The organism is Paenibacillus sp. Paensp111 (assembly GCF_059492195.1).
This window is the reverse complement of the sequence record NZ_CP168527.1, coordinates 2,831,105-2,854,861: the sequence shown is the minus strand read 5'-3', so window position 1 is coordinate 2,854,861 and position 23,757 is coordinate 2,831,105. Positions and strand designations below refer to the sequence as shown.

The following is a 23,757-nucleotide window of genomic DNA, read 5'->3' as shown; positions in this document are numbered from 1 at the left end:
GGCAAAAGATTAGATTGAACATGCTCACACTAGTCTCTCGTAAAGGGGTTTTGTCCTTGAACAAGTCTTTGTTTGAACGCGGAAGCGTAAACAATATCCGAATTCACGTAATGCCGACCAAGAGGTTTAAGACTTTCGCGATTTCTGTATATGCCGGACTTCCTCTGCAAGAAGAGACGGTTGCCACAACGGGATTAATCCCGTTCGTACTGCGCAGAGGTACCGTTTCCTATCCGGAAACCACCAAGTTCAGAGAACAGCTTGAGCATTTGTATGGTGCGGGGTTTGGCTTTGATATTTATAAAAGAGGCGATTATCAAATCGTCCAGCTGCGGATGGATACCATTAATGACTCTTTCGTGAACAGCGAAGAATCACTATTGGAGCAATCCTTTTCTTTTCTGGGAGAGGTGCTTACCCAGCCTGTAACCGAGAATGGGAGCTTCCGGGCTTCCTATGTCGCAGCAGAAAAAGAAACAGTCCGCAAAAAGCTGGAATCCATAATCAATGATAAAATCCGCTATGCAGCTGAACGATGCCTTGAGGAGATGTTCCGGAATGATCCTTACCGTCTTCATCCGCTTGGCAGCCGTGCTGAACTCAGCGGGATCACACCTGAGGGTCTATATGAGGCTTACACAAGCTGGCTGCGTGAAGTGAGTCTGGATTTGTATGTGGTGGGAGACACCACTCTAGATGAGGTTATCCGTCTGGTGGAGAAGAGCTTCAAGATCGAACGTCCGCAGGCGAAGCAGTATGCAGGAACCAATGTTAACTTTAACACCGGGGATGTACGTACGGTTGAGGAAAGTCTCAATGTGAATCAAGGCAAGCTCAACTTGGGGCTACGTACATCAATTACTTATGGCAGTGATGAGTATGCTTCCGCATTGGTATATAACGGAATTCTGGGGAGTTACCCGCATTCCAAGCTGTTTATTAATGTACGGGAGAAAGAAAGCCTGGCTTACTACGCATCTTCAAGGTATGACGGCCACAAAGGGATGGCAACCATTCAGTCTGGAATTGAGATCGCCAACTATGAGAAGGCGCTTGAGATCATCAAGAATCAGCTTGAGGCTATGCGCCAAGGTGAGATCAGTGACCTGGAGCTAAGTCAGACGAAGGCTATGATCCGCAACCACGTAGTTGAGATGCAGGACTCCGCATTTGAGATGATCGCCTACGATTTCAACCGGGTTATTTCAGGTAAGGAACGAACAGCGGAAGAGCTTCTTGAGCAGGTAGAACAGATTACTTCCAAGGAGGTAACGGATGCTGCTCAGACGTTCCATCTAGATACCGTTTACTTTTTGAAAGGCGAGAAGGGGGAATAACCGGTGGAGAAATTTGAGTACGAGAAACTTCAGGAAACCCTGTATCATGAAGTAATGGATAACGGACTTCAAGTATACGTTCTTCCCAAGCCGGGCTTCCAAAAAACCTATGCTACGTTTACTACCAAATACGGTTCGATTGATAACCATTTCCGTGTTGAAGGCCAGGAAGAAGTCTCTGTGCCTGATGGAATTGCTCACTTTCTCGAGCATAAAATGTTTGAGGAGCCTGAAGGCGATATTTTCGCGACATTCGCTTCTCAAGGCGCTTCGGCGAATGCATTTACGAGCTTTGATCAGACCACCTATCTATTCTCGTCCACTGAGAATATTACAGCCAATTTGGAGACGTTGATCAATTTCGTGCAGAACCCTTATTTTACAGATCAGAATGTTGACAAGGAAAAAGGGATTATTGGTCAAGAGATCGGCATGTATGCAGATAATCCGGACTGGCGGGTATATTTCGGCTTGATTGAAGCGTTATATAAGGTTCATCCGGTCCATATTGATATCGCGGGCACTGTTGAATCAATTGGTACAATTACCAAAGAGACCCTGTATACCTGTTATAATGCCTTCTATCATCCGAGCAATATGCTTTTGTTCGTGGTGGGCGGGGTTAACCCTGAAGAGGTATTTAATCTGGTAAGAGAGAATCAGGCGCGCAAAGATTATAAGACGCAGGGAACCATCGAGCGTTTGTTCGCTGATGAACCGGCCAGTGTGAATGAACGCAGACGTACCTCCAGATTACCTGTGTCTCTTCCAAAATGCTTATTTGGTTTCAAAGAGACCAAACTTGGGATTACGGGTGGCGAGCGGATCAAGTTAGATCTGACGACCAAGCTTGCGCTTGACCTGCTGTTCGGTTCAAGTACCGATCTGTACCAGAAGCTCTATGACCAGGATCTGATCTCGGATGGCTTCGGTCATGAGTATAATAGTGATCCTAATTATGCATTCTCGGCTATAGGCGGGGATACCCGTGATCCGGAAGAGCTTCTAAGGGTGATTACCGAAGAAGTGAATGCCCTTATTCAAACAGGCTTTAAGCCTGAAAATTTCGAACGGGCACGGAAGAAGAAGATTGGCGGATATCTGCGCATGATGAATTCTCCAGAGAACATTGCACATGAGTTCACCAGGTACAACTTCAGGGGTGGGGATCTGTTCGAGGTTCTCCAGGTCTACGAGTCCATCACGCTAGATGATGTTAACCAGCGTCTCAAAGAGCATATTAACTGGGATCAGATGGCTGTGTCACTTGTGGTGAGCCCTGAATGAGTTTTGAAAGTGGGAGAGAGAAGAACATCAAGAATATGACCGTATTGATTACGGGAGCAAGCAGGGGAATAGGTGCTTCTATTGCTGAACGGTTCGCAATGGAAGGACTGAATGTCATTATTCATTATGGAAACTCTCATGAAAAGGCTAATGAGGCGGCCCGCAGATGTATGGCGTACGGTGCGAAGGTGCTTACTATTAGTGCGGATCTAAGATCCAAAGAAGAGATCATCCGTATGAAAGAGAAGCTGGATTTACACGGATTGTATCCGGACATTTTGGTTAATAATGCTGGAATTGCGACGTACGGTATGCTGGAGGATCTAACTGAAGAGCAGTGGGACGATATGATGAATGTGAATTTAAAGGGTGTTTTCCTTTGTACACAGGCGTTTATGCCTCATATGGTCCGTATGCGGTTCGGAAGAATTATTAATGTATCCTCGATTTGGGGAATGTCAGGGGCTTCTTGTGAAGTTGCCTATTCTGCGGCTAAAGGGGGAGTCAACGCTTTCACCAAGGCGCTAGCCAAAGAGCTGGCTCCTTCCCTGGTTACAGTCAACGCGGTGGCTCCCGGGGCGGTACACACGGATATGATGGCCAGCTTTGAGGAGGCGGAACTCCGGCGGCTGGAAGAAGAAATTCCTGCTGGGAGACTGGCTGCTCCTGAGGAAATTGCTTCACTCGTCTATTTCTTGGCATTGCCCGAATCAGGCTACATCACAGGTCAGATAATTAGTCCGAACGGCGGCTGGATTACGTAGGCACCCAAATTATTCCGCTGTATAATCTGATTGTGATAATCACATATTACAACTGTTGATCTTAAATCTTAACGCCACGCGAAGGAGGATTTATCATGTCAACAGTGCTGAATAATTTCGATTCTTGGAAGAAGTTCCTTGGAGACCGGGTGAAACATGCGGAAAATGCGGGTATGAGTGAAGAGAGCATTTCCAATTTAGCCTACGAAATCGGCGGTTTTCTAGACGACAAGGTTGATCCTCAGAACGCTTCAAACCGGGCTCTAAAAGAGATCTGGGATGTCGGCAATGAGGAAGAACGCAGAACCATTGCTAAGCTGATGGTGAAGCTGGCTAAGAAGTACGCCTAGATCAGCAATCTGGAAAAGCTCCCTTAATTGGGGGCTTTTCTGCCATATTCTGAGGTGGGCTTGCCTTTCAAAATTATTTTATATATCATTAACAGGTGATGTTGATTTGAATAAAAATAACACGAATTTGTGTGAATTCCACAGATTATAAAGTTATATGCAGGTTAATGGCGATTTCTGTCGAATTTTTTGAATAAAATGCTGGATGGAAGAGGTGGAACCGGTTGAAAGAAACACAGTGGTACATGGAGTACAAAATACATAGAAATCGGCCGGGGCTTTTAGGGGATATCGCATCCATGTTCGGTATGCTGGGAGTTAACATTTTAACCATTAATGGGGTTGAAGGTCAGACTCGCGGTATGCTGCTGGGATGTGATGATGATGAGAAGATTGCTCTACTTGGGCAGATGCTCAGCAAAGTCGACAATATTACGGTTCTCGCGCTGCGCAGTCCGCGGCTCGTGGATATTTTGGCTGTCAGACACGGCCGTTATATAAATAGAGATTCGGATGACCGCAAAACATTTCGGTTTACACGCGATGAGCTTGGGTTGCTTGTTGACTTTTTGGGTGAATTATTTAAGAGAGAGGGCCATCAGGTTATTGGACTTCGAGGCATGCCACGGGTTGGCAAGACCGAGTCCATTATTGCTGGCAGTGTCTGTTCCATGAAAAGATGGACTTTTGTGTCCTCGACGTTATTAAGACAGACGGTCCGCAGTCAGTTATCCGAAGAGGAGTACAACCCGAACAACGTTTTTATTATTGATGGAATTATAAGCACCATTCGTTCCAATGAGAAGCATTACCAGCTTCTTGAAGATATTATGACTATGCCTTCAACCAAGGTCATTGAGCATCCTGATATCTTTATAAAAGAGTCCAAGTACGAATATAGCGACTTTGATATTATTATCGAACTACGTAACAATCCGGACGAGGAAATCGTTTATGATACGTTCACTACGCTTTACACAGAAGATGTATAAATTGTGCGCTGAATATGGACAGGAGGTGATGGTATGTCGGATCTGGGCCAGCAACTGAAGGAGGCCAGACTTCAAAGAGGTTTGTCGCTGGACGATGTACAGGAAATGACTAAAATTCGAAAAAGATATTTGGAAGCCATCGAGGCGGGAGACTATAAGGTGCTCCCAGGAAGCTTTTATGTGCGGGCTTTTATCAAAACTTATGCTGAGGCTGTAGGTGTGAACGCGGATGGCCTGCTTGAGGAGCATCGTAAGGATGTTCCGGTATCAGAGCCGGAACCTACCATGGAGCCTGTAATACAGAAGAGAAGAAGCAGTCATGCCGCTACCGAGCGGAATTCGAAATGGCTGTCGACCACACTGATGTGGTCATTTGCTGCCTTGATTGTCATCGTTATTTACATTGTTGTCTCGAGTAATTATAGCTCTGACAGCGCGAAGACGCCTGACCCGACTCCTGTTACAGATACCAAGACACCAGCCACAACAACAACCCCGACTAAGACGGAGGCTGTTACTCCTCCTGCGCAAGGCGGGGATCAGAATACCGGGGGTGGGCAGTCCGGTACGGATAGCCAAGGACAGAGTACGACGCCTGGTACAGGAACTACAACAGATCCAAATGCCGGTACCGCAGGAACCAACGGAACTCAGTCTGGTACAGGTACGGATACGACGGGGACAGGAACAGAGGCAGGTACTGGTGCTGCTACGGTAACCCCAGATGGTAAGAAAGGCAGTACTACTAAGTTCAAAGTAACCAGCAGTGGCACGGCTCCGGTCAAAGTAGAAATTAAAGCTTCCGGTAAGAGCTGGGTAGAAGTACGGAAAGGTACTTCCCGGGGCGAGAAATTGTTCTATCAGAATATTGAGGATGGAGAAACCCAAAGTTATGATTTAGGGCCTGAAGGATTGTATATTAAATCCGGAAATTCCAATAACACCGTAATTACGGTTGGCGGCCAGGTTGTGACTGATGGGAAGAATACGACCAAAATCCAACTGAATTTGGATGACGGCACCTCAGCTCAGAGTACAAGTGAGTCCGGTGGTGGCGATGCAGCGACATCCACTGATAATTCAACCGGTGGGACAGATTCAGGTACAGAGGGATCGGATACCTCTGGCACTAGCACCAACTAGTCTGTAAGGAAAGCTCAATATGCATCCTTAGGGATTTTGAATTTGTTCAAAAGTCTAGTTAACAGACTAATTCACGCATACAGGACAGGCGTTATACCGGTTAGATCCGGTTTGATGCCTGTTCTGTTTGTGTTACAAGAAAGTTTTTCATATAATAATAAAACATAAGACGAACGAAGGGATTGTGACCAAATGAGCAGTGAAAGTTCTTTTGATATTGTGTCGAAAGTAGACATGCAGGAATTAACCAATGCAATACAGCAGACCGAGCGCGAGCTGGAGACCCGTTATGACTTTAAGAACAGCAAGAGCTCGATCAAAGTCGAGAAGGAGGTTCTGGTTGTAACCTCGGATGATGAGTACAAGCTGACCTCAGTTATTGATATTTTGCAGTCCAAAATGATCAAACGGGGCTTGCCCATCAAGAACCTGGAGTATGGTAAAGTGGAGCCGGCCTCTCTTGGCAGTGTTCGCCAACGTATTACGTTGAAGTCAGGCATTGATCAGGATAATGCCAAGAAAATCAATATTCTTATTCGTGATTCCAAGCTTAAGGTGAAAAGCCAGATTCAGGGTGATCAAGTCCGTGTAACCGGCAAAAGCCGTGATGATCTGCAAAGCGTGATCCAGCTTCTCCGCAAAGCAGACTTGTCGGTTGACCTTCAATTTACTAATCTAAAATAAAACCTGTAGGGTCTCTTGATATGCCTGAAGAATGCATATTTATCGAGACCTTGCTTCATTTTGACACGGTATAACCCGTATATTATACTTGTAGGGATAAATGGGGAACGGCAGCAGATTACTGGGGGTACAAGATGACAGCTAACGATTACGTCATAGTTCATAAGCAGCACAACTTTGTTCATTTTTTTACATATTCTATTCTTGACCTGTCAGGGGAGGGTGTTCTATGAATTTGCCCAACCGAATTACATTAGCCCGCATATTTATGATTCCGGTAATGCTGGTATTCCTGCTAGTGAACCTGAACATGGACTGGTGGTCCTATCCTTTGACTTGGGGGACCTATACGCTTCCGCTCAATCATTTGATCGGAGCCCTATTGTTTATTATTGCGGCCAGCACGGACGGTATTGATGGCTATTTAGCGCGCAAGAATAACATGGTGACCAATTTGGGGAAATTGCTGGATCCACTCGCAGACAAGCTGCTGGTGGCTGCTGTCCTGGTCTCTTTAGTTGCACTTGGCAAGTGTGACGCCTGGATTGCCGTTGTAATTATTAGCCGTGAGTTTGCTGTAACCGGACTACGTGAAGTTGCCCTGCTGGAGGGTTCTGTTATTGCGGCGAGCAAATGGGGTAAGATTAAAACAATCACTCAAATTGTTGCCATCTCGGCCCTGCTGCTCAATAATTTTCCCTTTGCCTGGGTCCATTTCCCCTTTGACGAGGTTGCGATTTGGGTTGCCGCTCTGATTACGATTTATTCCGGAATTGATTATTTCATTAAGAACAAGAACATACTTTCTTTTTCGAAAGTTTAAACTTAACTAGAAGAGGATGCCATTTTGCCCTTCTTAACGAAGGAGATGTGATAGCAAATGAAAGCTGAAATTATTGCCGTCGGTACTGAACTGCTGCTTGGCCAAATCGTAAATACGAATGCCCGCTATTTGTCTGTAGAACTAGCAGCGCTCGGCATCGACGTATATTTCCAAACGGTGGTTGGAGATAATCAGTCACGTCTCCAGCAGGCGATTAAGATAGCGGAGGAACGCGCTGATCTGATTATATTCTCAGGGGGAATCGGGCCGACTCAGGACGATCTTACGAAAGACGCCTTGGCCGCAAGTCTTGGCCGGGAGCTTCATATCGACCGTCAGGCCATGGATAACGTTGACCGCTTCTTTAAAGATCGCGATCAGCCCATGACGGAGAACAATCGGCGTCAAGCCTTGGCCATTGATGGCGGGACTCCACTGCCTAATGAGACGGGGCTTGCGGTCGGCAATGCAATCTCCCAGGACGGTAAACATTACATTGTGCTGCCAGGCCCTCCTAAAGAGCTGATACCGATGTTCGAGAATCAGGCCAAGCCATGGATTATGAGTCATGTGCTCACCGAAGAAACACCGCTCTACTCTAAAATGTTAAAGTTTGCCGGGATCGGGGAATCAGCTTTGGAGACAAAGCTGCTGGATCTAATTGAATCGCAAAGCGACCTGACTATTGCCCCGTATGCCAAGGAAAGTGAAGTAACAATCCGGCTCTCTACCAAAGCTGCTCTTGAAAGTGAAGCGTTTGATAAGCTTAACGCGATGGAGAAGGTTATTGAGGAGCGCTTATCCGATTATTTATACGCTAATCGTGATGTACCTATTGAACAGATTATTGTAGAAATGATGACCGAGATGAACTTAACGGTTAGTGCAGCCGAGAGCTGTACAGGCGGACTTTTAATGCAGGGAATCACATCGATCCCGGGAAGTGCTACTGTATTCCTTGGCGGAATCGTATGTTACTCCAATGAAATGAAGAAGAAGCTCCTGAATGTGCCAGCTCATTTCCTCGAAGGAGAAGAGGCTCCCGGTGCCGTCAGCAAGGAGACGGCAGCTGTGTTGGCTGAACAAGTCCGCACAGTCACGGATACAGACTTCGGACTTTCTATTACAGGGGTAGCCGGACCCGCGTTCTCCGAAAGAAAGCCGGTAGGTCTCGTGTATATTGGGATCTCCGAAAGAGATGGAACAACTTCAACATATGAACTCAATCTTAAAGGCAATCGAGAGACGATTCGTCTCAGATCCGCTAAATCCGTTCTTTACCGGCTTTGGCTTCGCCTTAAAGAATTACAATCAGCAAAATAGGAATCTTAGTACTTGTGCGCCATGTGCTGCATGCTAATCTTGCAGCAGGAGCTAGACTAAGGTATAATTAAGAGACGGAAGAACCGTAGCAAACTAAAGTGTTGCTGCGGTTCTTTTATGTTAATCTCTGGAATCGCGGCACTCTAGAAGAGAGGTGTCCGGATCAGAAAAAAACGAATGTATGTTCTAAAAAATGCTTGGCAAACGCTTCTAAACAAGGTACAATTATATATGTAAAGCTTTCCTGTATTTATCATTTTGAAGGATGTGAGCTAATGTCAGATCGTCGTGCAGCGCTGGATATGGCGCTTCGTCAAATAGAAAAGCAATTCGGTAAAGGATCCATTATGAAGCTGGGAGAATCCACTCATATGCAGGTGGAAATTGTTCCCAGTGGTTCTATAGCATTAGATATAGCTCTTGGCACAGGCGGGTTACCGCGCGGCCGGATTATTGAAGTATATGGACCGGAATCTTCAGGTAAGACAACTGTAGCTCTCCATGCTATAGCTGAGGTTCAGAAGGCGGGTGGACAAGCTGCTTTTATTGATGCAGAGCATGCGCTTGATCCTTCTTATGCGGGTAAGCTAGGTGTTAACATCGATGAATTACTTTTGTCCCAGCCGGATACTGGTGAACAGGCTCTAGAGATAGCTGAAGCCTTGGTTCGTAGTGGAGCGGTAGACATTATCGTCATCGACTCCGTAGCGGCCCTTGTTCCTAAAGCGGAAATTGAAGGTGAGATGGGAGACTCTCACGTAGGTCTTCAAGCTAGATTGATGTCCCAAGCTCTACGGAAGCTGTCTGGAGCAATCAGCAAATCCAAGACAATCGCAATTTTCATTAACCAGCTGCGTGAGAAGGTTGGGGTTATGTTCGGTAATCCAGAGACTACACCTGGTGGACGGGCATTGAAGTTCTATTCAACCGTTCGATTAGATGTACGTCGTATCGAAACTATCAAGATGGGTAACGATATGGTAGGTAACCGTACAAGAATCAAGGTGGTTAAGAACAAAGTGGCTCCTCCATTCAAGCAAGCTGAGATCGATATTATGTACGGTGAGGGGATTTCCAAAGAAGGAAGCCTGATCGATATCGGAGTTGAGCAGGATATCGTTGATAAGAGTGGCGCCTGGTATTCCTTCTCTGGGGAACGTCTTGGACAAGGACGCGAGAATGCCAAGCAGTTCCTTAAAGAGCACCCTGAAATAGCGGATGTTATTGAGAACAAGATTCGCGAAGCCAGCAATTTGACTACAGTTGTCCCTGCGGCTTCTGCAAGTGAAGCTGAAGAAGAAAGCAAAGAAGAGCTAGCTCTTTTTGCAGATGAATAAATAATTGAGTTGGCGCTCTGATCGAAGGTATTTACCGGAGACAGGGCGTTTTCTTATTAAGTAGCGGGAGAATATTACTATGGATGAGGGCAAGTATAAGAATACTCCGTACGGACGAGGAAAGTATGCAGGTTCGAGATCGGACAAGCAGCTTGAAGAACGGGGAATTTATGATATCTCTGAAGAGAGCGATCAGGCTGATGAAGAGTATGACGGCATGGCCGATTTTCCGGAAGATGAAGCTTTAAGTATTACGGCCGTTGAAAGTTTGAAGCGTCCGAAATTTCGATATCTTATTCATTTTGGTCCCCATCGTGTTCAGGTTCATGAAGATGTAATGATTAAGTACAGGATGATTAAGGGAAGCTCCTTCACCAAGTCGGATCTTCTGGAGATTATTGCTGCTGATGAGAAGCAGCAGGCATACGTGGATGCTCTGAATTACTTGAGCCGCAAGCCTCGGACTACTCGTGAAATTTCTCAGCGATTGAAGGAGAAGGGACGCGAAGAGCAGGTAATAACCGAGATCGTGACACGACTTGAAGGTGAAGGACTTGTTAACGACGCGCTCTACGCACAGGAATGGGCCGGCCAGCGTGTTAAGAACCGGGGCAAGGGGAAGATGTGGGTCAGACAAGAACTGCGCCAGAAGGGCGTTTCCAAGCCTCTCATTGAGGAAGCTCTGGGCAGCGTATCGGAGGAAGAAGAGTACCACAGTGCTTTGGCAATGGGTGCGAAGAAATGGCGGCAGACGATTGGTGAAGTGTTGGACAGGAAGCGAAAAACCGGAGCCTACTTGATGAGACGCGGCTTCTCCGGCTCACTTGTAACGCGAGTACTTCGTTCATTAATACAGGAACAGGGCGATCAAGGAGATAGCGAAACCGAATATGAGGAATTTGAATGAACCGCTTTGATGAGGAACGCTGTCATATGCTTGACAATTTCTTTCATCAAATAATAAAATGAATTTGAATCTTTATCGATAGAGTCCCTTTTTCCTTCCAAAGAATGTGACTTCTATATTAGGATTCTTATCACCAATTATAAGAGTATACTGCCTCAACATTCTGTACATGAACAGAATTCTCCTGAGCAGCTTACTGAATTGGCATGTGTACATCGTTTATTTGTATGATGATGAATGTAACATTATTGACAACTGCACACATCCCAGGGAATGCCTTGGACTAATCAACGAGGAGGTGAACAGAAATGGAACCTTGGATTTCGATTATTCTCGTTGTAGCCGCCCTATTCTTTGGGTTCGTGATCGGATATTTTATTCGCAAATCTCTTGCAGAAGCTAAAATTTCCAGTGCTGAGCATGCAGCCAGTCAAATCCTGGACAATGCGAAGAAAGATGCAGAGGCACTGAAGAAAGAAACGGTTCTCGAAGCTAAGGATGAGATTCATAAGCTAAGAGCCGAAGCTGACAAAGACATTCGTGAACGTCGGAATGAAACCCAACGGCAGGAAAGACGACTGTTGCAAAAAGAAGAGTCGCTGGATAAAAAATTAGAATCACTGGAACGCAAAGAAGAGCAAGTGGCCAACAAAGAGAAGCGAATTGAGGAAACTCAGCAGCAAATCGATTTAATTTACAAAAACCAGGTCTCCGAGCTGGAACGTATTTCTAACCTGACAATGGAAGATGCGCGCAGCATTATTCTGACGAACGTCGAACAGGAAGTACGACACGAATCAGCTCAACTGATCAAAGATATCGAACAGCAGGCTAAAGAGGAAGCGGATAAGAAATCCAGAGAAATCATTACCTTGGCGATTCAGCGCTGTGCTGCGGATCATGTGGCTGAGACTACGGTATCTGTGGTAACGCTGCCGAACGAGGAAATGAAGGGACGGATTATCGGACGTGAGGGACGTAATATCCGTGCTCTTGAGACGCTTACAGGTATAGATCTGATTATCGACGATACACCGGAAGCGGTTATTCTGTCAGGGTTTGATCCTATTCGCCGTGAGATTGCAAGAACTGCACTCGAGAAATTGGTGGCAGATGGCCGGATTCATCCAGCCAGAATTGAAGAAATGGTTGAGAAATCCCGTCGAGAAGTGGATGAACGTATTCGTGAATATGGAGAACAAGCTACATTCGAGGTAGGTGTACACGCTCTCCATCCGGATCTGATCAAGATTCTCGGCCGACTGAAGTTCCGGACAAGCTACGGTCAGAATGTTCTGAAGCATTCGATGGAAGTGGCTTATCTTACTGGCCTTATGGCTGGTGAGCTTGGAGAAGATATCGTACTCGCGAAACGTGCCGGACTTTTGCATGATATTGGTAAAGCGCTTGATCATGAAGTGGAAGGCTCTCATGTTGAAATTGGCGTAGAGCTGGCGAAGAAATACAAAGAGCATCCGGTGGTAATTAACAGTATAGCTTCTCACCATGGTGATGTTGAAGCTACTTCCGTTATCGCGATGCTGGTAGGTGCAGCTGATGCCCTATCCGCAGCAAGACCGGGAGCCCGCCGTGAAACACTTGAAACGTATATCCGTCGTCTTGAGAAATTAGAGGAGATCTCCGAATCTTTCGAAGGCGTTGAGAAATCATACGCAATTCAAGCTGGACGTGAAGTTCGCGTTATGGTGCAACCTGAGAAAATTGATGATGCTGAAAGCTTCCGCCTGGCAAGAGATATCACGAAGATGATCGAGAGTGAACTGGATTATCCAGGTCATATCAAAGTTACGGTTATTCGTGAGACTCGCGCGGTTGAATACGCAAAGTAAAGGAAATGCTGAGAAGTGGTCCCTTCGGGGGCCGCTTTTTCATTGAGTGGGATTGTGACTTAATGTAAGAGGTTCCGCAGAATAGAAGGGATTGAACGTACATGAAAGTCTTATTTATTGGTGACATCGTAGGAAATACAGGACGGAAGGCATTGAAAGAAACGCTTCCACAGCTGAAAACCAAGCATAACCCTCACATCATTATCGCTAATGGGGAGAATGCAGCAGCGGGCCGAGGGATTACCGAAGCGATTGCGAAAGACTTCTTCGATATGGGAATCCACGGTCTTACGATGGGAAATCACACGTGGGATAACAAGGAAATCTTTGATTTTATCGATGATGAACCTAGAATGATTCGACCTGCCAATTTCCCTCCAGGTACTCCGGGGCTTGGAAGCACTCTGATTAAGGCAAATGGCAAGGAATTGGCTATTGTTAATTTGCAAGGGAGAACGTTCCTGCCGGCGATTGATTGTCCTTTCAGGGCTGCTGATGAAATTGTCGATCGTCTTCGGCAAAAGCATAAGAACATCCTGGTAGATTTCCATGCGGAGGCCACGTCTGAGAAGATTGCGATGGGCTGGCATTTGGAAGGCAGAGCCTCCATGGTGGTCGGAACGCATACCCATGTGCAAAGTAATGATGATATCGTGCTCCCTGGCGGAACAGCTTATATTACCGATGTAGGTATGGTTGGATCCAGGGAAGGTATTTTGGGCATGGAGAAGGATGAAGTGCTGCGGAAATTTAAAACTCAGCTTCCAGTAAGGTTCCAGGTAGATGCAGGAAAGTGGCAGTTCCATGCGGTTCTGGTGGATATTGAGGACGGAACCGGGCGTGCCAAGAGCATCAAGAAAATTAGACTTCTAGAAGATGAATGGATTATGGATTAGAATGAACGCTAGCCGGGTAAGTAAACTACTGGTAATATAAGGATGGTAAAAGAAGGAATTATTTCACTCCTCACGAATAGAATTAACTAGTGGAATCCAACCATCATTCCCAGGAGGTACTTACCATGGAGGTATTAAAAGTTTCAGCAAAGTCCAACCCAAACTCCGTTGCCGGTGCATTAGCAGGTGTACTCAGAGAACGCGGGGCTGCTGAACTACAGGCTATTGGGGCGGGTGCCCTTAATCAAGCCATCAAAGCAGTCGCGATCGCCAGGGGATTCGTAGCTCCTAGCGGAGTGGATTTAATTTGTATTCCTGCTTTCACGGATATCGTGATTGATGGAGAGGACCGGACGGCAATTAAGTTAATCGTAGAGCCTAGATAACCTTGGATAATGGATTTGCCTGTTTACTATTGTAGACGGGCTTTTTTGCATGTGATTTTGCGCGTACTAAAGCGGATTATCTATGGATTGTAGAAAGGTGAGTGGGCAATGCAATATGAGGTGATAGACTTTCACTGTGATGCACTAAGCAAAATGCAGTTCAATGAGCATATTCATTTTTTGAAGGACAGCCGGCTCGATGTAGATATGGAGAAGCTGAAGCAGGGAAATGTAAATTTGCAGGTCTTTGCCATCTATATCTCCGAAAGGCTGGGCAGCGCCCGGTTCAGTCATGTGCTGGATCAGATTCAGATTTTCCGTGACAAGCTAGTGAGAAGCGGCATTAAACCCCTTTGTTGGCGGGAGGATATGGAGGATCCCTCGTTTACAAGTCAGTTATGGGGACTGCTCTCCTTGGAGGGGGCGGACGGTCTGGAAGCAAATCTGGAATACCTGAGGATCGGCTATGAGCAGGGAATTCGGTTCTTGGGAATCACATGGAACTATGCGAACTGGGCTGCAGACGGGATTTTGGAGCCGCGGAACGGGGGCTTTACTAAGAAGGGGATTGCGCTTGTTCAAGCTTGTCATGATCTGGGGATCATTCTTGATGTGTCCCATTTGTCGGTAAAAGGCTTCTGGGAGCTTGCTGTACTGGCCAAGCAGGCAGATAAGCCGTTCATAGCCTCGCATTCCAATGCCTACCGCATTTGTCCGAATCCCCGCAATCTCCGCGATGAACAGATACAGACCATCATCAGCCTTGGAGGGAGAATCGGCTTAACTTTTTTTCCTAATTTCGTGAAGACCAATGGGCCGGTTCTGATATCCGATCTGCTGAGACATATTGAACACATCTGCTCATTGGGAGGCGAGGATCATCTCATGTTCGGTTCAGATTTTGACGGGATTGACAAGTATATAACAGGGCTTGAGAATGCCTCCCGCTATCCTAATCTGATATCTGAGCTGCTTAAGCACTATCCCGAGGCACTGGTAAAAAGATGGCTTTTTGGAAATGCGGAATCCTTCTTGAGAATCCATCTCCCAAAAAGAAAGAAAACGCTTTAATCAATCTTGTGTAGAGATCGTTTCAATCGCAAACAACTATATGAAAATCGCGAGAAAACGCTTGCTTTTTAGTCTATATAGACATAAAATTGACATGGTTATGCTACAGAATATTCATAACTGGCATAGGTCTTTAGATATACCAATGTCTCTTTTATTCTCTAAATTCATGCAAGCGGATATCTCCTAATGAGATACGATTGAAGGGGTGGGCGATCTTGATTAATCAATTATCTTGGAAGATCGGTGGACAGCAAGGTGAAGGTGTAGAAAGTACAGACCGGATTTTCTCTACTGCATTGAACAGACTAGGTTACTATTTGTATGGATACCGTCATTTCTCCTCACGGATTAAAGGCGGACACACAAACAATAAAATTCGCATCAGCACTAAGCCAATTCGGGCAATTTCCGATGATCTGGATATTCTGGTTGCTTTTGACCAGGAGAGTATTGATTTCAATGCACATGAGCTTCGCGAAGGCGGAGTCGTTGTCGCAGATGCTAAATTTAATCCTACAATCCCGGAAGGAACAAAAGCTACCTTGTTTGCTGTACCTATTACAGCGATCGCGGAGGAGCTTGGAACTTCCCTTATGAAGAATATGGTTGCTTCTGGAGCTTCATGGGCGCTGCTCGGACTCCCTCTGGAAGTTTTTAATAAAGCAGTGGAAGAAGAATTCGGACGTAAAGGTCCGGCTATCGTTGAGAAGAATATTGAAGCTGTACGCCGCGGAGCGGAGTATGTGCTGGAGCTTGCAGGTGGACCGCTTGAAGGGTTCAAGCTGGAACCTGCTGACGGCAAGCAAAAGCTGTTCATGATCGGTAATGATGCTATCGCACTGGGTGCCCTTGCAGCCGGCTGCCGGATTATGAGTGCATATCCGATTACCCCTGCTTCTGAAATTATGGAATACCTGATCAAGAAGCTGCCGAAGTTCGGCGGAACTGTAGTTCAGACCGAGGATGAAATCGCAGCCATTACCATGGCAATTGGTTCCAACTATGCCGGTGTAAGAACGATGACTGCTTCTGCAGGTCCGGGTCTATCCCTGATGATGGAGGCTATTGGCCTAGCCGGGATGACAGAGACGCCTGTCGTTATCGTAGATACCCAGCGTGGGGGACCGAGTACAGGTCTTCCTACCAAGCAGGAGCAAAGTGATATTCACGCCCTGATCTACGGTACACACGGTGAGATTCCGAAGATTGTTCTCTCTCCTAGTTCAATTGAAGAATGTTTCTATGATACGGTTCAGGCATTTAACCTGGCTGAGAAATATCAGGTGCCTGTCATTCTGGCGACAGACCTTCAGTTGTCCCTGGGTAAACAATCTTGCGAAGAGCTCGATTATAGCAAAATTGTCATCGACCGCGGTAACATTGCTACGGAGATCCCTGATCGTGAAGATGGCTCGCTCTTCAAACGTTATGAGCTTACGGAAAGTGGAGTTTCCAGCCGTGCTCTTCCTGGCACCAAGAACGGGATTCATCACGTAACAGGCGTTGAGCATGACGAGACTGGGCGCCCTTCTGAAAGCCCGGTTAACCGGATCCATATGATGGATAAGCGTCTCGGCAAGATGGATAACATTGAAGTCGAGAACCCAATTCATATGCAAGGCTCCCACGAAGAGCCGGATCTCTTGATTATCGGCATGGGTTCAACAGGTGGAACAATCGACCAGGCCCGTGTACATCTTGAAGCAGAAGGCATCAAGACGAGCCACATGACGGTTCGCCTACTGCATCCTTTCCCGGTACAACAAGTGCTTCCGCACCTGCAAAAAGCTAAGAACGTGGTCGTTCTTGAAAATAATGCAACTGGACAACTTGCCAGCTTGATTAAGCTGAATGTTGGTCTGCATGAGAAAATCAACAGTGTTCTGAAGTACGACGGTAACCCGTTCCTACCTTCAGAAGTCTACTCGGAGAGCAAGAAAGTGCTGAGCGATGGACCATCTGCTCAGAAACTAAGTGAGGAGCTGGTGTAAGATGGCAACTTTTAAAGAATTCCGCAACAACGTCAAACCGAACTGGTGCCCTGGATGTGGTGACTTCTCCGTACAAGCGGCTATTCAACGTGCTGCAGCCAATGTTGGTTTGGAGCCTGAACAGCTGGCCGTTATTTCGGGTATCGGCTGCTCCGGACGGATTTCCGGTTACATCAATGCCTACGGCCTTCACGGGATCCACGGTCGTGCTCTTCCTATAGCTCAAGGTGTCAAGCTTGCTAACCGCGATCTGACCGTTGTTGCTTCCGGTGGGGACGGGGATGGTTTTGCAATCGGAATGGGCCATACGGTTCATGCCATTCGCCGGAATATCAATATGACCTATATTGTTATGGATAACCAAATTTATGGATTGACTAAAGGTCAAACCTCACCTCGTAGTAGTGAAGGCTTCAAGACCAAGAGTACGCCTGAGGGTTCCATTGAGACCACGCTTTCTCCGTTGGAGATTGCTCTCTCTGCTGGAGCTACCTTCGTAGCTCAATCCTTCTCCAGTGATCTTAAGCAGTTAACTTCACTCATCGAGCAGGGAATCCAGCATGAAGGCTTCTCCTTGATCAACGTATTCAGTCCTTGTGTAACATTCAACAAAGTGAACACTTATGACTGGTTCAAAGAGAACATCGTGAATTTGGAGACCGTACCTGATTATGATCCAAGTAACCGTGTTATGGCGATGACGAAGCTGATGGAGACGGGCAGTATGATTACGGGTCTTATTTACCAGAACAAGACGAAGAAGAGCTATGAGAACTTGGTATCCGGTTTCCGTGAGGAGCCGCTCGTTCATCAGAACCTTTCTTTGACTGAAAGTGAATTTGACAAACTTGTAGCAGAATTTAGATAAATACAAGCGAAGGCAGTGGGGAATTTCCCGCTGCCTTTTCCTTTTGATTCGGAAAGGAGTATAATGGTTATCGAATTTGAAAGACTATAGAGAAAAAGAGGAGTTGACACTCTATCATGAGTAAAACTGTACCTGTAGGTGTATCGGCACGTCATATCCATTTAACCCAAGAACATATTGAAACTTTGTTTGGACAAGGTTATCAATTGACTGAATTTAAACCATTGTCTCAGCCTGGACAATTTGCCGCCAATGAAACGGTGGCTGTAATTGGTTCAAAAGGGCAATTCGACAAGGTGCGTATTTTGGGACCTGCGCGTCCGGCATCGCAGCTTGAAATTTCCCGTACGGATTCCTTCGCTATCGGAGTCAAAGCTCCAGTGCGTGAATCGGGCAAGATTGATGGGACTCCGGGTATTACTGTAAAAGGCCCAGCAGGCGAAGTTGAATTGGAGCAGGGTGTCATTGTGGCAGCCCGTCATATCCACTTCCATACTTCTGATGCGGCTAATTGGGGTATTAAGGACCAGCAGCTGCTTAAAGTTCGTCTTGGCGGCGAGCGCGGCTTGATCCTTGAGAATGTAATTGCGCGGGTATCCGATTCTTATGCTTTGGACATGCACATCGATACCGATGAAGCGAATGCTGCTGGGGCCAAAACCGGTGATACGGCAGAAATTATCGAATAGAAATATGTGAGGAAAGACGGGACCTTGGGTCTCGTCTTTTTTATTTTGCGGCGAGCTGTCTGGTGATTTCGCGCCGTTATTACGAGTAGTTGTTTGGGCCTGCAATCGCTGTTGCCCTCCGAGTTCCTGGATTATCCCCAGGTGGATGAAATCGGAGGATCAAGCGAATGCTTCCGATGTAGCTTTCTTTCAGAAAGCTTGTAGGCGAACGCTTACGCTTCTCCAGTCCTAAAAACTCCTCTCCATGACTGGGTCAGCAGATTGCAACTAAAAAAGACGGGAGGCACTGGTCATACCCCTGCCAATTACGCAGGGTATGACCAGGTATGTCCCGTCTTTTTGGTGCCTGATATGTAGGTAGAAGCCTCCTGAATAAGAGGCTTCTTAATCGATATAGGTCACCGGATTTTGCTGTTTGTGGTATAGATCAAAGAATCTGGTGAGGTCACCGCGATCCCAGAACATGTTAACTGAGTCGTAAATAGCTGCTAACCTTGGAACTCCTGCCGTTCAATCGATACGGCATGGGCGATACATGGAATCGTCTCCTTTTGCTGAAAGGAGATGGGGGACAACAGGGCGCCGGTAGCTACAACCAAAATGCGGCGCAGTTCACCTTTACGAATACGCCGCAAGAGATGGCCGTAAGTGACCACGGCAGAGCAGGCACAGCCGCTTGCGCCAGACTGAACATTTTGCTTGTCATAGTCGTAGATCATCATACCGCAGTCCTTATAGGTAGTCTGCTCAATTGGAAAGTTATGCTCCTTGAACAGGTCATTGGCAATGGCATACCCAACCTTGGATAAGTCTCCCGTTACAATGAGATCATAATAGCTGGGTTCGATTTGAAGGTCGCGAAAGTGAGCCTCAATGGTATCCACCGCGGCAGGAGCCATAGCGGCCCCCATATTGAAGGGATCGCTGATCCCCATATCAATAACACGGCCAATGGTTGCTGAGGTAATGACAGGGCCATTCCCTGAAGGAGACACCACCGCTGCACCAGCACCGGTAACGGTATGCTGTGCGGTAGGGGGCTTTTGAGAGCCATACTCTGTAGGGTATCGGAACTGCTTCTCAGCGCTGGCGTTGTGGCTGCAGGTGCCGGCAAGGACATAATTCGCACTTCCGCTATTTGCCACAAGGGCGGCAAGGGCAAGTCCTTCCATTGAGGTAGAGCAGGCGCCGAATAGTCCCATGTAGGGAATCCCAAGTGTACGTGCAGCAAAGCTGTTGCTAATAATCTGATTCATGAGGTCGCCGCCAAAATGAAACTGTATGTCCTCTTTAGTCAGACCAGCATGCTCAATCGCCAGCTTGCATGATTCCTCGATCAAAGTTTTCTCAGCCTTCTCCCAGCTGTCCTGCCCTAGATATAGATCCCCGTGAATAATGTCGAAATCTGCAGCCAATGGCCCCTGCCCTTCAAAAGGACCGACAATGGTGGCTGTGGATATAATACGGGGCTTATTCTCGAACACCCAGCTTTGATGACCCTTTAACATATCAAGAACCTCCCGATGATCCAGGTATAAATAAAAAGTGGAACAAAGCAATTAGAAAAGCGGCAACCGTACCAAAAACAATAACGGCCCCGGCTAACTTGAACATATTGGATCCAATACCCAGTACAATTCCTTCTCTGCGATGTTCGATCGCTGCCGAGGCCATGGAGTTGGCGAATCCGGTAACGGGAACTGCGGTCCCCGCTCCCGCCCACTGGGCCAGCTTGTCATAGTAGCCAAGACTGGTGATGATGACGGAGATCAGGATCAGAACGGCTACGGTAGGATCACCAGCCCTTTTCTCATCAAATCCCCCGTAGTGGATGAACCATTGCCTGATACATTCACCGATCAGACAGATCAGTCCTCCGCTGACAAAGGCCCTGATACAATTGAGGAACACAGGGCGCTTCGGCTCATGCTTTTGAGACAGCTCCTTATAGTCCTGTTGGACCGGAGTCAGCTTTTTATTTTGATTTTTTTGTTTATTCTTCTTCGTATTAGCCAAGAGATCTGCCTCCTATCTTTTTAGCAGGGGTTTGATGCTATTGATAACATGGTCCAGCTGCTTGGAGCATTGTTCATACATCATCTTGCCCTGCTTATCCTTGGTGGACAACGAATACATTTCGAGGTCAGCTTCGCATTTCTTCAAATTGGACAGCAGAACGGCTCGTTCCTGAGGCTCGGGAACTTTAATCTGATCATCGTATAAATCGACGTACAGACCGCCATAGGCATCCACTTGTCCCAAATATACATTGTCCAGGGACACGCCGAGCTTATTCAGCTCGGTATTCAGCCAAGCCATATTTTTGCCTATAGTAGCCAGTGGCTCAAGCATAGCAACCCCATCAAGGATAACAGTCTGAGGTTCGACCTCTGGGGCTACCTTGATGCCCAGCATAGCTGGAGTTAAAGGGAGATTTTCCTTTTTTAGCAGGACATTGATCTCCCCATTGGGCTCCATAACGGCAAACTCAACTTCTGCGGCCTTAAATACACTTTTCTTCCGCAGCTGCTCAAGCAGCTCCTCATTGGTCAGCTTTTCTTTCTTCAAATTATCTTCGAGTACCTTACCGTCTTTGATCAAGACAGTACCGCTGCTGTCTATAATTCCGCGTGCTTTCTTGCTCTTTAATTGTAAAAATTCAATGAGCAACGAGACAGCAACCCATACGGCCAGAGAAATAACGCCAAGGTACCAATGGCCGTCCAGTTCTAGGGATACGACTGCAGCCAAGTCGCCGATGGTTATACCCGTAATGTATTCAAAGAAAGATAGCTGGGAAATTTGCCGCTTGCCGAGCAGCCGGGTAAGGATGAACAGGAAAACTACGGCGGCAAGTGTCCTTATAACAACTTCTAACCATTCAGGCATTACAGATTATCCCCTTCCTGTATACTCAGCTGAGAATTCATCCTTACAATTATCTGTATAAGCTTCAAGTTTTAATAAATTATCGTTTGGAAAATCACCATTTTTTTACCAGTGATGAAATTCTCGGCTACAGGTTAAATTATGAGCCTAGAAGGATAAGGAGGTGATTTTGGATGACCGTTGCATCGCAGGTAAAGACAACTGTTGCTTCTTTGAAAAGTGCGCAGGCAAGCCTAGAGGCGTTTGCTTTGAGCACACAAAACCAAGAGGCTAAAACCCTATTCACAGACGCAGCTGCACAAACTCAGCAAATTGTGAATCAGGTGGAAGGCCGTGTTCAGCAGCTTGAAAATGAAGAGCCGCAATATAAAGGCTTCTAATTGATCCTGTTACGAAAGTAACATGCCTTGATCCTAAAAAACCGTTCCCTGGGTGGGAACGGTTTTTTGGTTTGCGGTCAAACCTAATAGATAAGGCGATTTAGGTATGGTATAATTTGATGTAATGCTTTTTTTATTGTAACCTCCCATTCCAGGGAGTCGATAGATGATTTGAAGGAGTGAACCGGAGCGTGGCGGAGAATAAAAAGGATTACTCCAAATATTTCGATTTCTCAGATGCCAAGATCCTTTCCGAGGACGAAACCGGCAAAAAAATCCGAATCCGCGGTCGGGAAATTCATATCATGTCTGAACCGAACCACAGGCAGGAGAAGCAGCGCGGTAAGGAAGATGTGAAAGTGCTGTACGAGAACACGGTTCCCGAAGGCCTTCAGGACTTGGGCCGGGGCAAGCGCTACATTGTGTATACTTACGGATGTCAGATGAATGAGCATGACACGGAGACCATCAAGGGTCTGCTCGAGCAAATGGGTTATGAGTCAACAGAGGATCGCAAAGAGGCCGATCTGATTCTGCTGAATACTTGTGCGATCAGGGAGAACGCTGAGGACAAGGTGTTCGGCGAGCTTGGGCATCTGAAGACGCTGAAGCTTGAGAAGCCAGGTCTTCTGCTCGGCGTATGCGGGTGTATGTCTCAGGAGGAGACGGTGGTGAACCGGATTATGCAGAAGCACAGCTTTGTGGACATGATCTTCGGTACCCACAATATTCACCGTCTGCCACATTTGATTCAAGAGGCGCTTTTCAGCAAAGAGATGGTGGTTGAGGTATGGTCCAAGGAAGGCGATATCATTGAGAATCTGCCGAAGAAGCGTGAAGGTATGCGGGCTTGGGTGAACATTATGTACGGCTGTGACAAGTTCTGCACCTACTGCATCGTGCCTTTTACAAGAGGCAAAGAACGCAGCCGCAGACCTGAAGATGTCATAGCTGAAGTGCGGGAGCTGGCGCGTCAAGGTTTTAAGGAAATCACGCTCCTTGGGCAAAATGTCAACGCGTACGGCAAAGATTTTACCGATCTCACCTACTCCTTCGCGAATCTGATGGACGACCTTAGACAGATCGATATCCCTCGTGTCCGCTTTATGACCTCACACCCGCGTGATTTCGATGATGATCTCATTGAGGTGCTGGCTAAAGGCGGGAATCTGGTTGAACATATCCACCTTCCGGTTCAATCCGGAAGTACGGAAATATTGAAGAGAATGAGCCGTAAATACTCCAGGGAGCACTATCTTGAGCTTGCCCGCAAGATTAAGACAGAAATACCGAATGTGGTACTCACTACGGATATTATCGTAGGCTTCCCGGGTGAGACGGATGAACAATTTGAGGACACCCTGTCTTTGGTCAAAGAGGTGGGTTACGACTCGGCATATACCTTTATCTATTCGCCAAGGGAAGGAACGCCTGCTGCGGTCATGGAGGACAATGTTCCCATGGAAGTGAAGAAGATACGTCTGCAACGTCTTAATGATGCCATCAACGAGAACAGCCGCATGAGCAACGATAAGGTTGTCGGTTCTGTAGTCGAGGTATTGGTTGAAGGCGAGAGCAAGAATAATGAGCATGTCCTTGCCGGGAGAACACGGAGTAACAAGCTGGTGCATTTCGAAGGATCTGCGGACCTGATCGGCACTTTTGTTCATGTCGAGATTACGGATCCAATGACTTGGTACATCAAGGGGAATATCGTTCCCGAGCCGGTAACGGCGGGATCATAAGTCAGGCAGATATGGCTAAACTATAAATTGGGGGAATTGGAC

At 46.7% G+C, this 23,757-nt stretch carries 23 protein-coding genes; 20 read left to right on the top strand and 3 right to left on the bottom strand.

The annotated features are described in order from the left end of the window. The first annotated feature begins 56 nt into the window (after positions 1-56). From yfmF to pduL, 18 genes are all read left to right on the top strand, one after another. Positions 57-1,337, top strand: coding sequence for an EF-P 5-aminopentanol modification-associated protein YfmF (gene yfmF, locus ACEN86_RS13265; RefSeq protein ID WP_495631096.1), 1,281 nt, complete (start codon positions 57-59; stop codon positions 1,335-1,337). Between the two features lie 3 nt (positions 1,338-1,340). Then, positions 1,341-2,624: an EF-P 5-aminopentanol modification-associated protein YfmH gene (gene yfmH / locus ACEN86_RS13260; RefSeq protein ID WP_495631095.1), complete on the top strand. Its 1,284-nt coding sequence runs from the start codon at positions 1,341-1,343 to the stop codon at positions 2,622-2,624. Beyond that, entirely contained in the window at positions 2,621-3,388 is a 768-nt protein-coding gene (gene ymfI / locus ACEN86_RS13255; RefSeq protein WP_495631094.1) for an elongation factor P 5-aminopentanone reductase, read from the top strand. Before yfmH ends, ymfI begins: the two co-directional genes overlap by 4 nt. Before the next feature lie 95 nt (positions 3,389-3,483). After that, a complete protein-coding gene (locus tag ACEN86_RS13250) occupies positions 3,484-3,738 on the top strand; it encodes a DUF3243 domain-containing protein (protein WP_127199722.1) in 255 nt (84 codons plus the stop codon). 224 nt (positions 3,739-3,962) lie between these two features. After that, positions 3,963-4,730: a DUF3388 domain-containing protein gene (locus ACEN86_RS13245; protein ID WP_495631093.1), complete on the top strand. Its 768-nt coding sequence runs from the start codon at positions 3,963-3,965 to the stop codon at positions 4,728-4,730. Positions 4,731-4,763: 33 nt separating this feature from the next. Continuing rightward, complete coding sequence (locus tag ACEN86_RS13240; RefSeq protein WP_495631092.1) at positions 4,764-5,873, top strand: helix-turn-helix domain-containing protein; 1,110 nt, start codon at positions 4,764-4,766, stop codon at positions 5,871-5,873. A gap of 192 nt (positions 5,874-6,065) precedes the next feature. Continuing rightward, complete coding sequence (locus tag ACEN86_RS13235; protein WP_495631091.1) at positions 6,066-6,557, top strand: YajQ family cyclic di-GMP-binding protein; 492 nt, start codon at positions 6,066-6,068, stop codon at positions 6,555-6,557. A 229-nt stretch (positions 6,558-6,786) separates the two neighbouring features. Beyond that, positions 6,787-7,380: a CDP-diacylglycerol--glycerol-3-phosphate 3-phosphatidyltransferase gene (gene pgsA / locus ACEN86_RS13230; protein WP_495631090.1), complete on the top strand. Its 594-nt coding sequence runs from the start codon at positions 6,787-6,789 to the stop codon at positions 7,378-7,380. Between the two features lie 57 nt (positions 7,381-7,437). Then, positions 7,438-8,703: a competence/damage-inducible protein A gene (locus tag ACEN86_RS13225; RefSeq protein WP_495631089.1), complete on the top strand. Its 1,266-nt coding sequence runs from the start codon at positions 7,438-7,440 to the stop codon at positions 8,701-8,703. A gap of 275 nt (positions 8,704-8,978) precedes the next feature. Beyond that, positions 8,979-10,040, top strand: coding sequence for a recombinase RecA (gene recA, locus ACEN86_RS13220; RefSeq protein ID WP_495631088.1), 1,062 nt, complete (start codon positions 8,979-8,981; stop codon positions 10,038-10,040). Between the two features lie 79 nt (positions 10,041-10,119). Next, positions 10,120-10,947 carry a regulatory protein RecX gene (locus ACEN86_RS13215; RefSeq protein ID WP_495631087.1) on the top strand — a complete coding sequence of 276 codons (828 nt, stop codon included), beginning with the start codon at positions 10,120-10,122 and terminating at the stop codon, positions 10,945-10,947. 308 nt (positions 10,948-11,255) lie between these two features. Continuing rightward, positions 11,256-12,797, top strand: coding sequence for a ribonuclease Y (gene rny, locus ACEN86_RS13210; protein WP_127199730.1), 1,542 nt, complete (start codon positions 11,256-11,258; stop codon positions 12,795-12,797). Between the two features lie 101 nt (positions 12,798-12,898). After that, complete coding sequence (locus ACEN86_RS13205) at positions 12,899-13,693, top strand: TIGR00282 family metallophosphoesterase (RefSeq protein WP_495631086.1); 795 nt, start codon at positions 12,899-12,901, stop codon at positions 13,691-13,693. A 125-nt stretch (positions 13,694-13,818) separates the two neighbouring features. Then, positions 13,819-14,079 carry a stage V sporulation protein S gene (locus ACEN86_RS13200; protein WP_006286829.1) on the top strand — a complete coding sequence of 87 codons (261 nt, stop codon included), beginning with the start codon at positions 13,819-13,821 and terminating at the stop codon, positions 14,077-14,079. Positions 14,080-14,187: 108 nt separating this feature from the next. After that, positions 14,188-15,150 carry a dipeptidase gene (locus ACEN86_RS13195; RefSeq protein ID WP_495631085.1) on the top strand — a complete coding sequence of 321 codons (963 nt, stop codon included), beginning with the start codon at positions 14,188-14,190 and terminating at the stop codon, positions 15,148-15,150. A gap of 218 nt (positions 15,151-15,368) precedes the next feature. Then, entirely contained in the window at positions 15,369-17,144 is a 1,776-nt protein-coding gene (locus ACEN86_RS13190; RefSeq protein WP_495631084.1) for a 2-oxoacid:acceptor oxidoreductase subunit alpha, read from the top strand. Position 17,145: 1 nt separating this feature from the next. Next, a complete protein-coding gene (locus tag ACEN86_RS13185) occupies positions 17,146-18,012 on the top strand; it encodes a 2-oxoacid:ferredoxin oxidoreductase subunit beta (RefSeq protein WP_495631083.1) in 867 nt (288 codons plus the stop codon). Between the two features lie 116 nt (positions 18,013-18,128). Further along, complete coding sequence (gene pduL, locus ACEN86_RS13180; protein ID WP_495631082.1) at positions 18,129-18,701, top strand: phosphate propanoyltransferase; 573 nt, start codon at positions 18,129-18,131, stop codon at positions 18,699-18,701. Between the two features lie 488 nt (positions 18,702-19,189). Here pduL and spoVAD read toward each other — a convergent pair whose 3' ends face one another. From spoVAD to ACEN86_RS13165, 3 genes are read right to left on the bottom strand one after another with little or no spacing between them, the layout of a single operon-like run. Next, positions 19,190-20,209: a stage V sporulation protein AD gene (gene spoVAD, locus ACEN86_RS13175; protein WP_495631081.1), complete on the bottom strand. Its 1,020-nt coding sequence runs from the start codon at positions 20,207-20,209 to the stop codon at positions 19,190-19,192. 1 nt (position 20,210) lies between these two features. Continuing rightward, a complete protein-coding gene (gene spoVAC / locus ACEN86_RS13170) occupies positions 20,211-20,717 on the bottom strand; it encodes a stage V sporulation protein AC (protein ID WP_495631080.1) in 507 nt (168 codons plus the stop codon). Between the two features lie 12 nt (positions 20,718-20,729). Continuing rightward, positions 20,730-21,590, bottom strand: coding sequence for a DUF421 domain-containing protein (locus tag ACEN86_RS13165; protein ID WP_495631079.1), 861 nt, complete (start codon positions 21,588-21,590; stop codon positions 20,730-20,732). A gap of 173 nt (positions 21,591-21,763) precedes the next feature. On the opposite strand from ACEN86_RS13165, the gene ACEN86_RS13160 reads away from it, so the two are divergent. Together ACEN86_RS13160 and miaB are read left to right on the top strand one after the other, a co-directional pair. After that, complete coding sequence (locus ACEN86_RS13160; protein ID WP_433943262.1) at positions 21,764-21,970, top strand: DUF1657 domain-containing protein; 207 nt, start codon at positions 21,764-21,766, stop codon at positions 21,968-21,970. 191 nt (positions 21,971-22,161) lie between these two features. Continuing rightward, a complete protein-coding gene (gene miaB / locus ACEN86_RS13155; RefSeq protein WP_495631078.1) occupies positions 22,162-23,715 on the top strand; it encodes a tRNA (N6-isopentenyl adenosine(37)-C2)-methylthiotransferase MiaB in 1,554 nt (517 codons plus the stop codon). Positions 23,716-23,757: the final 42 nt, after the last annotated feature.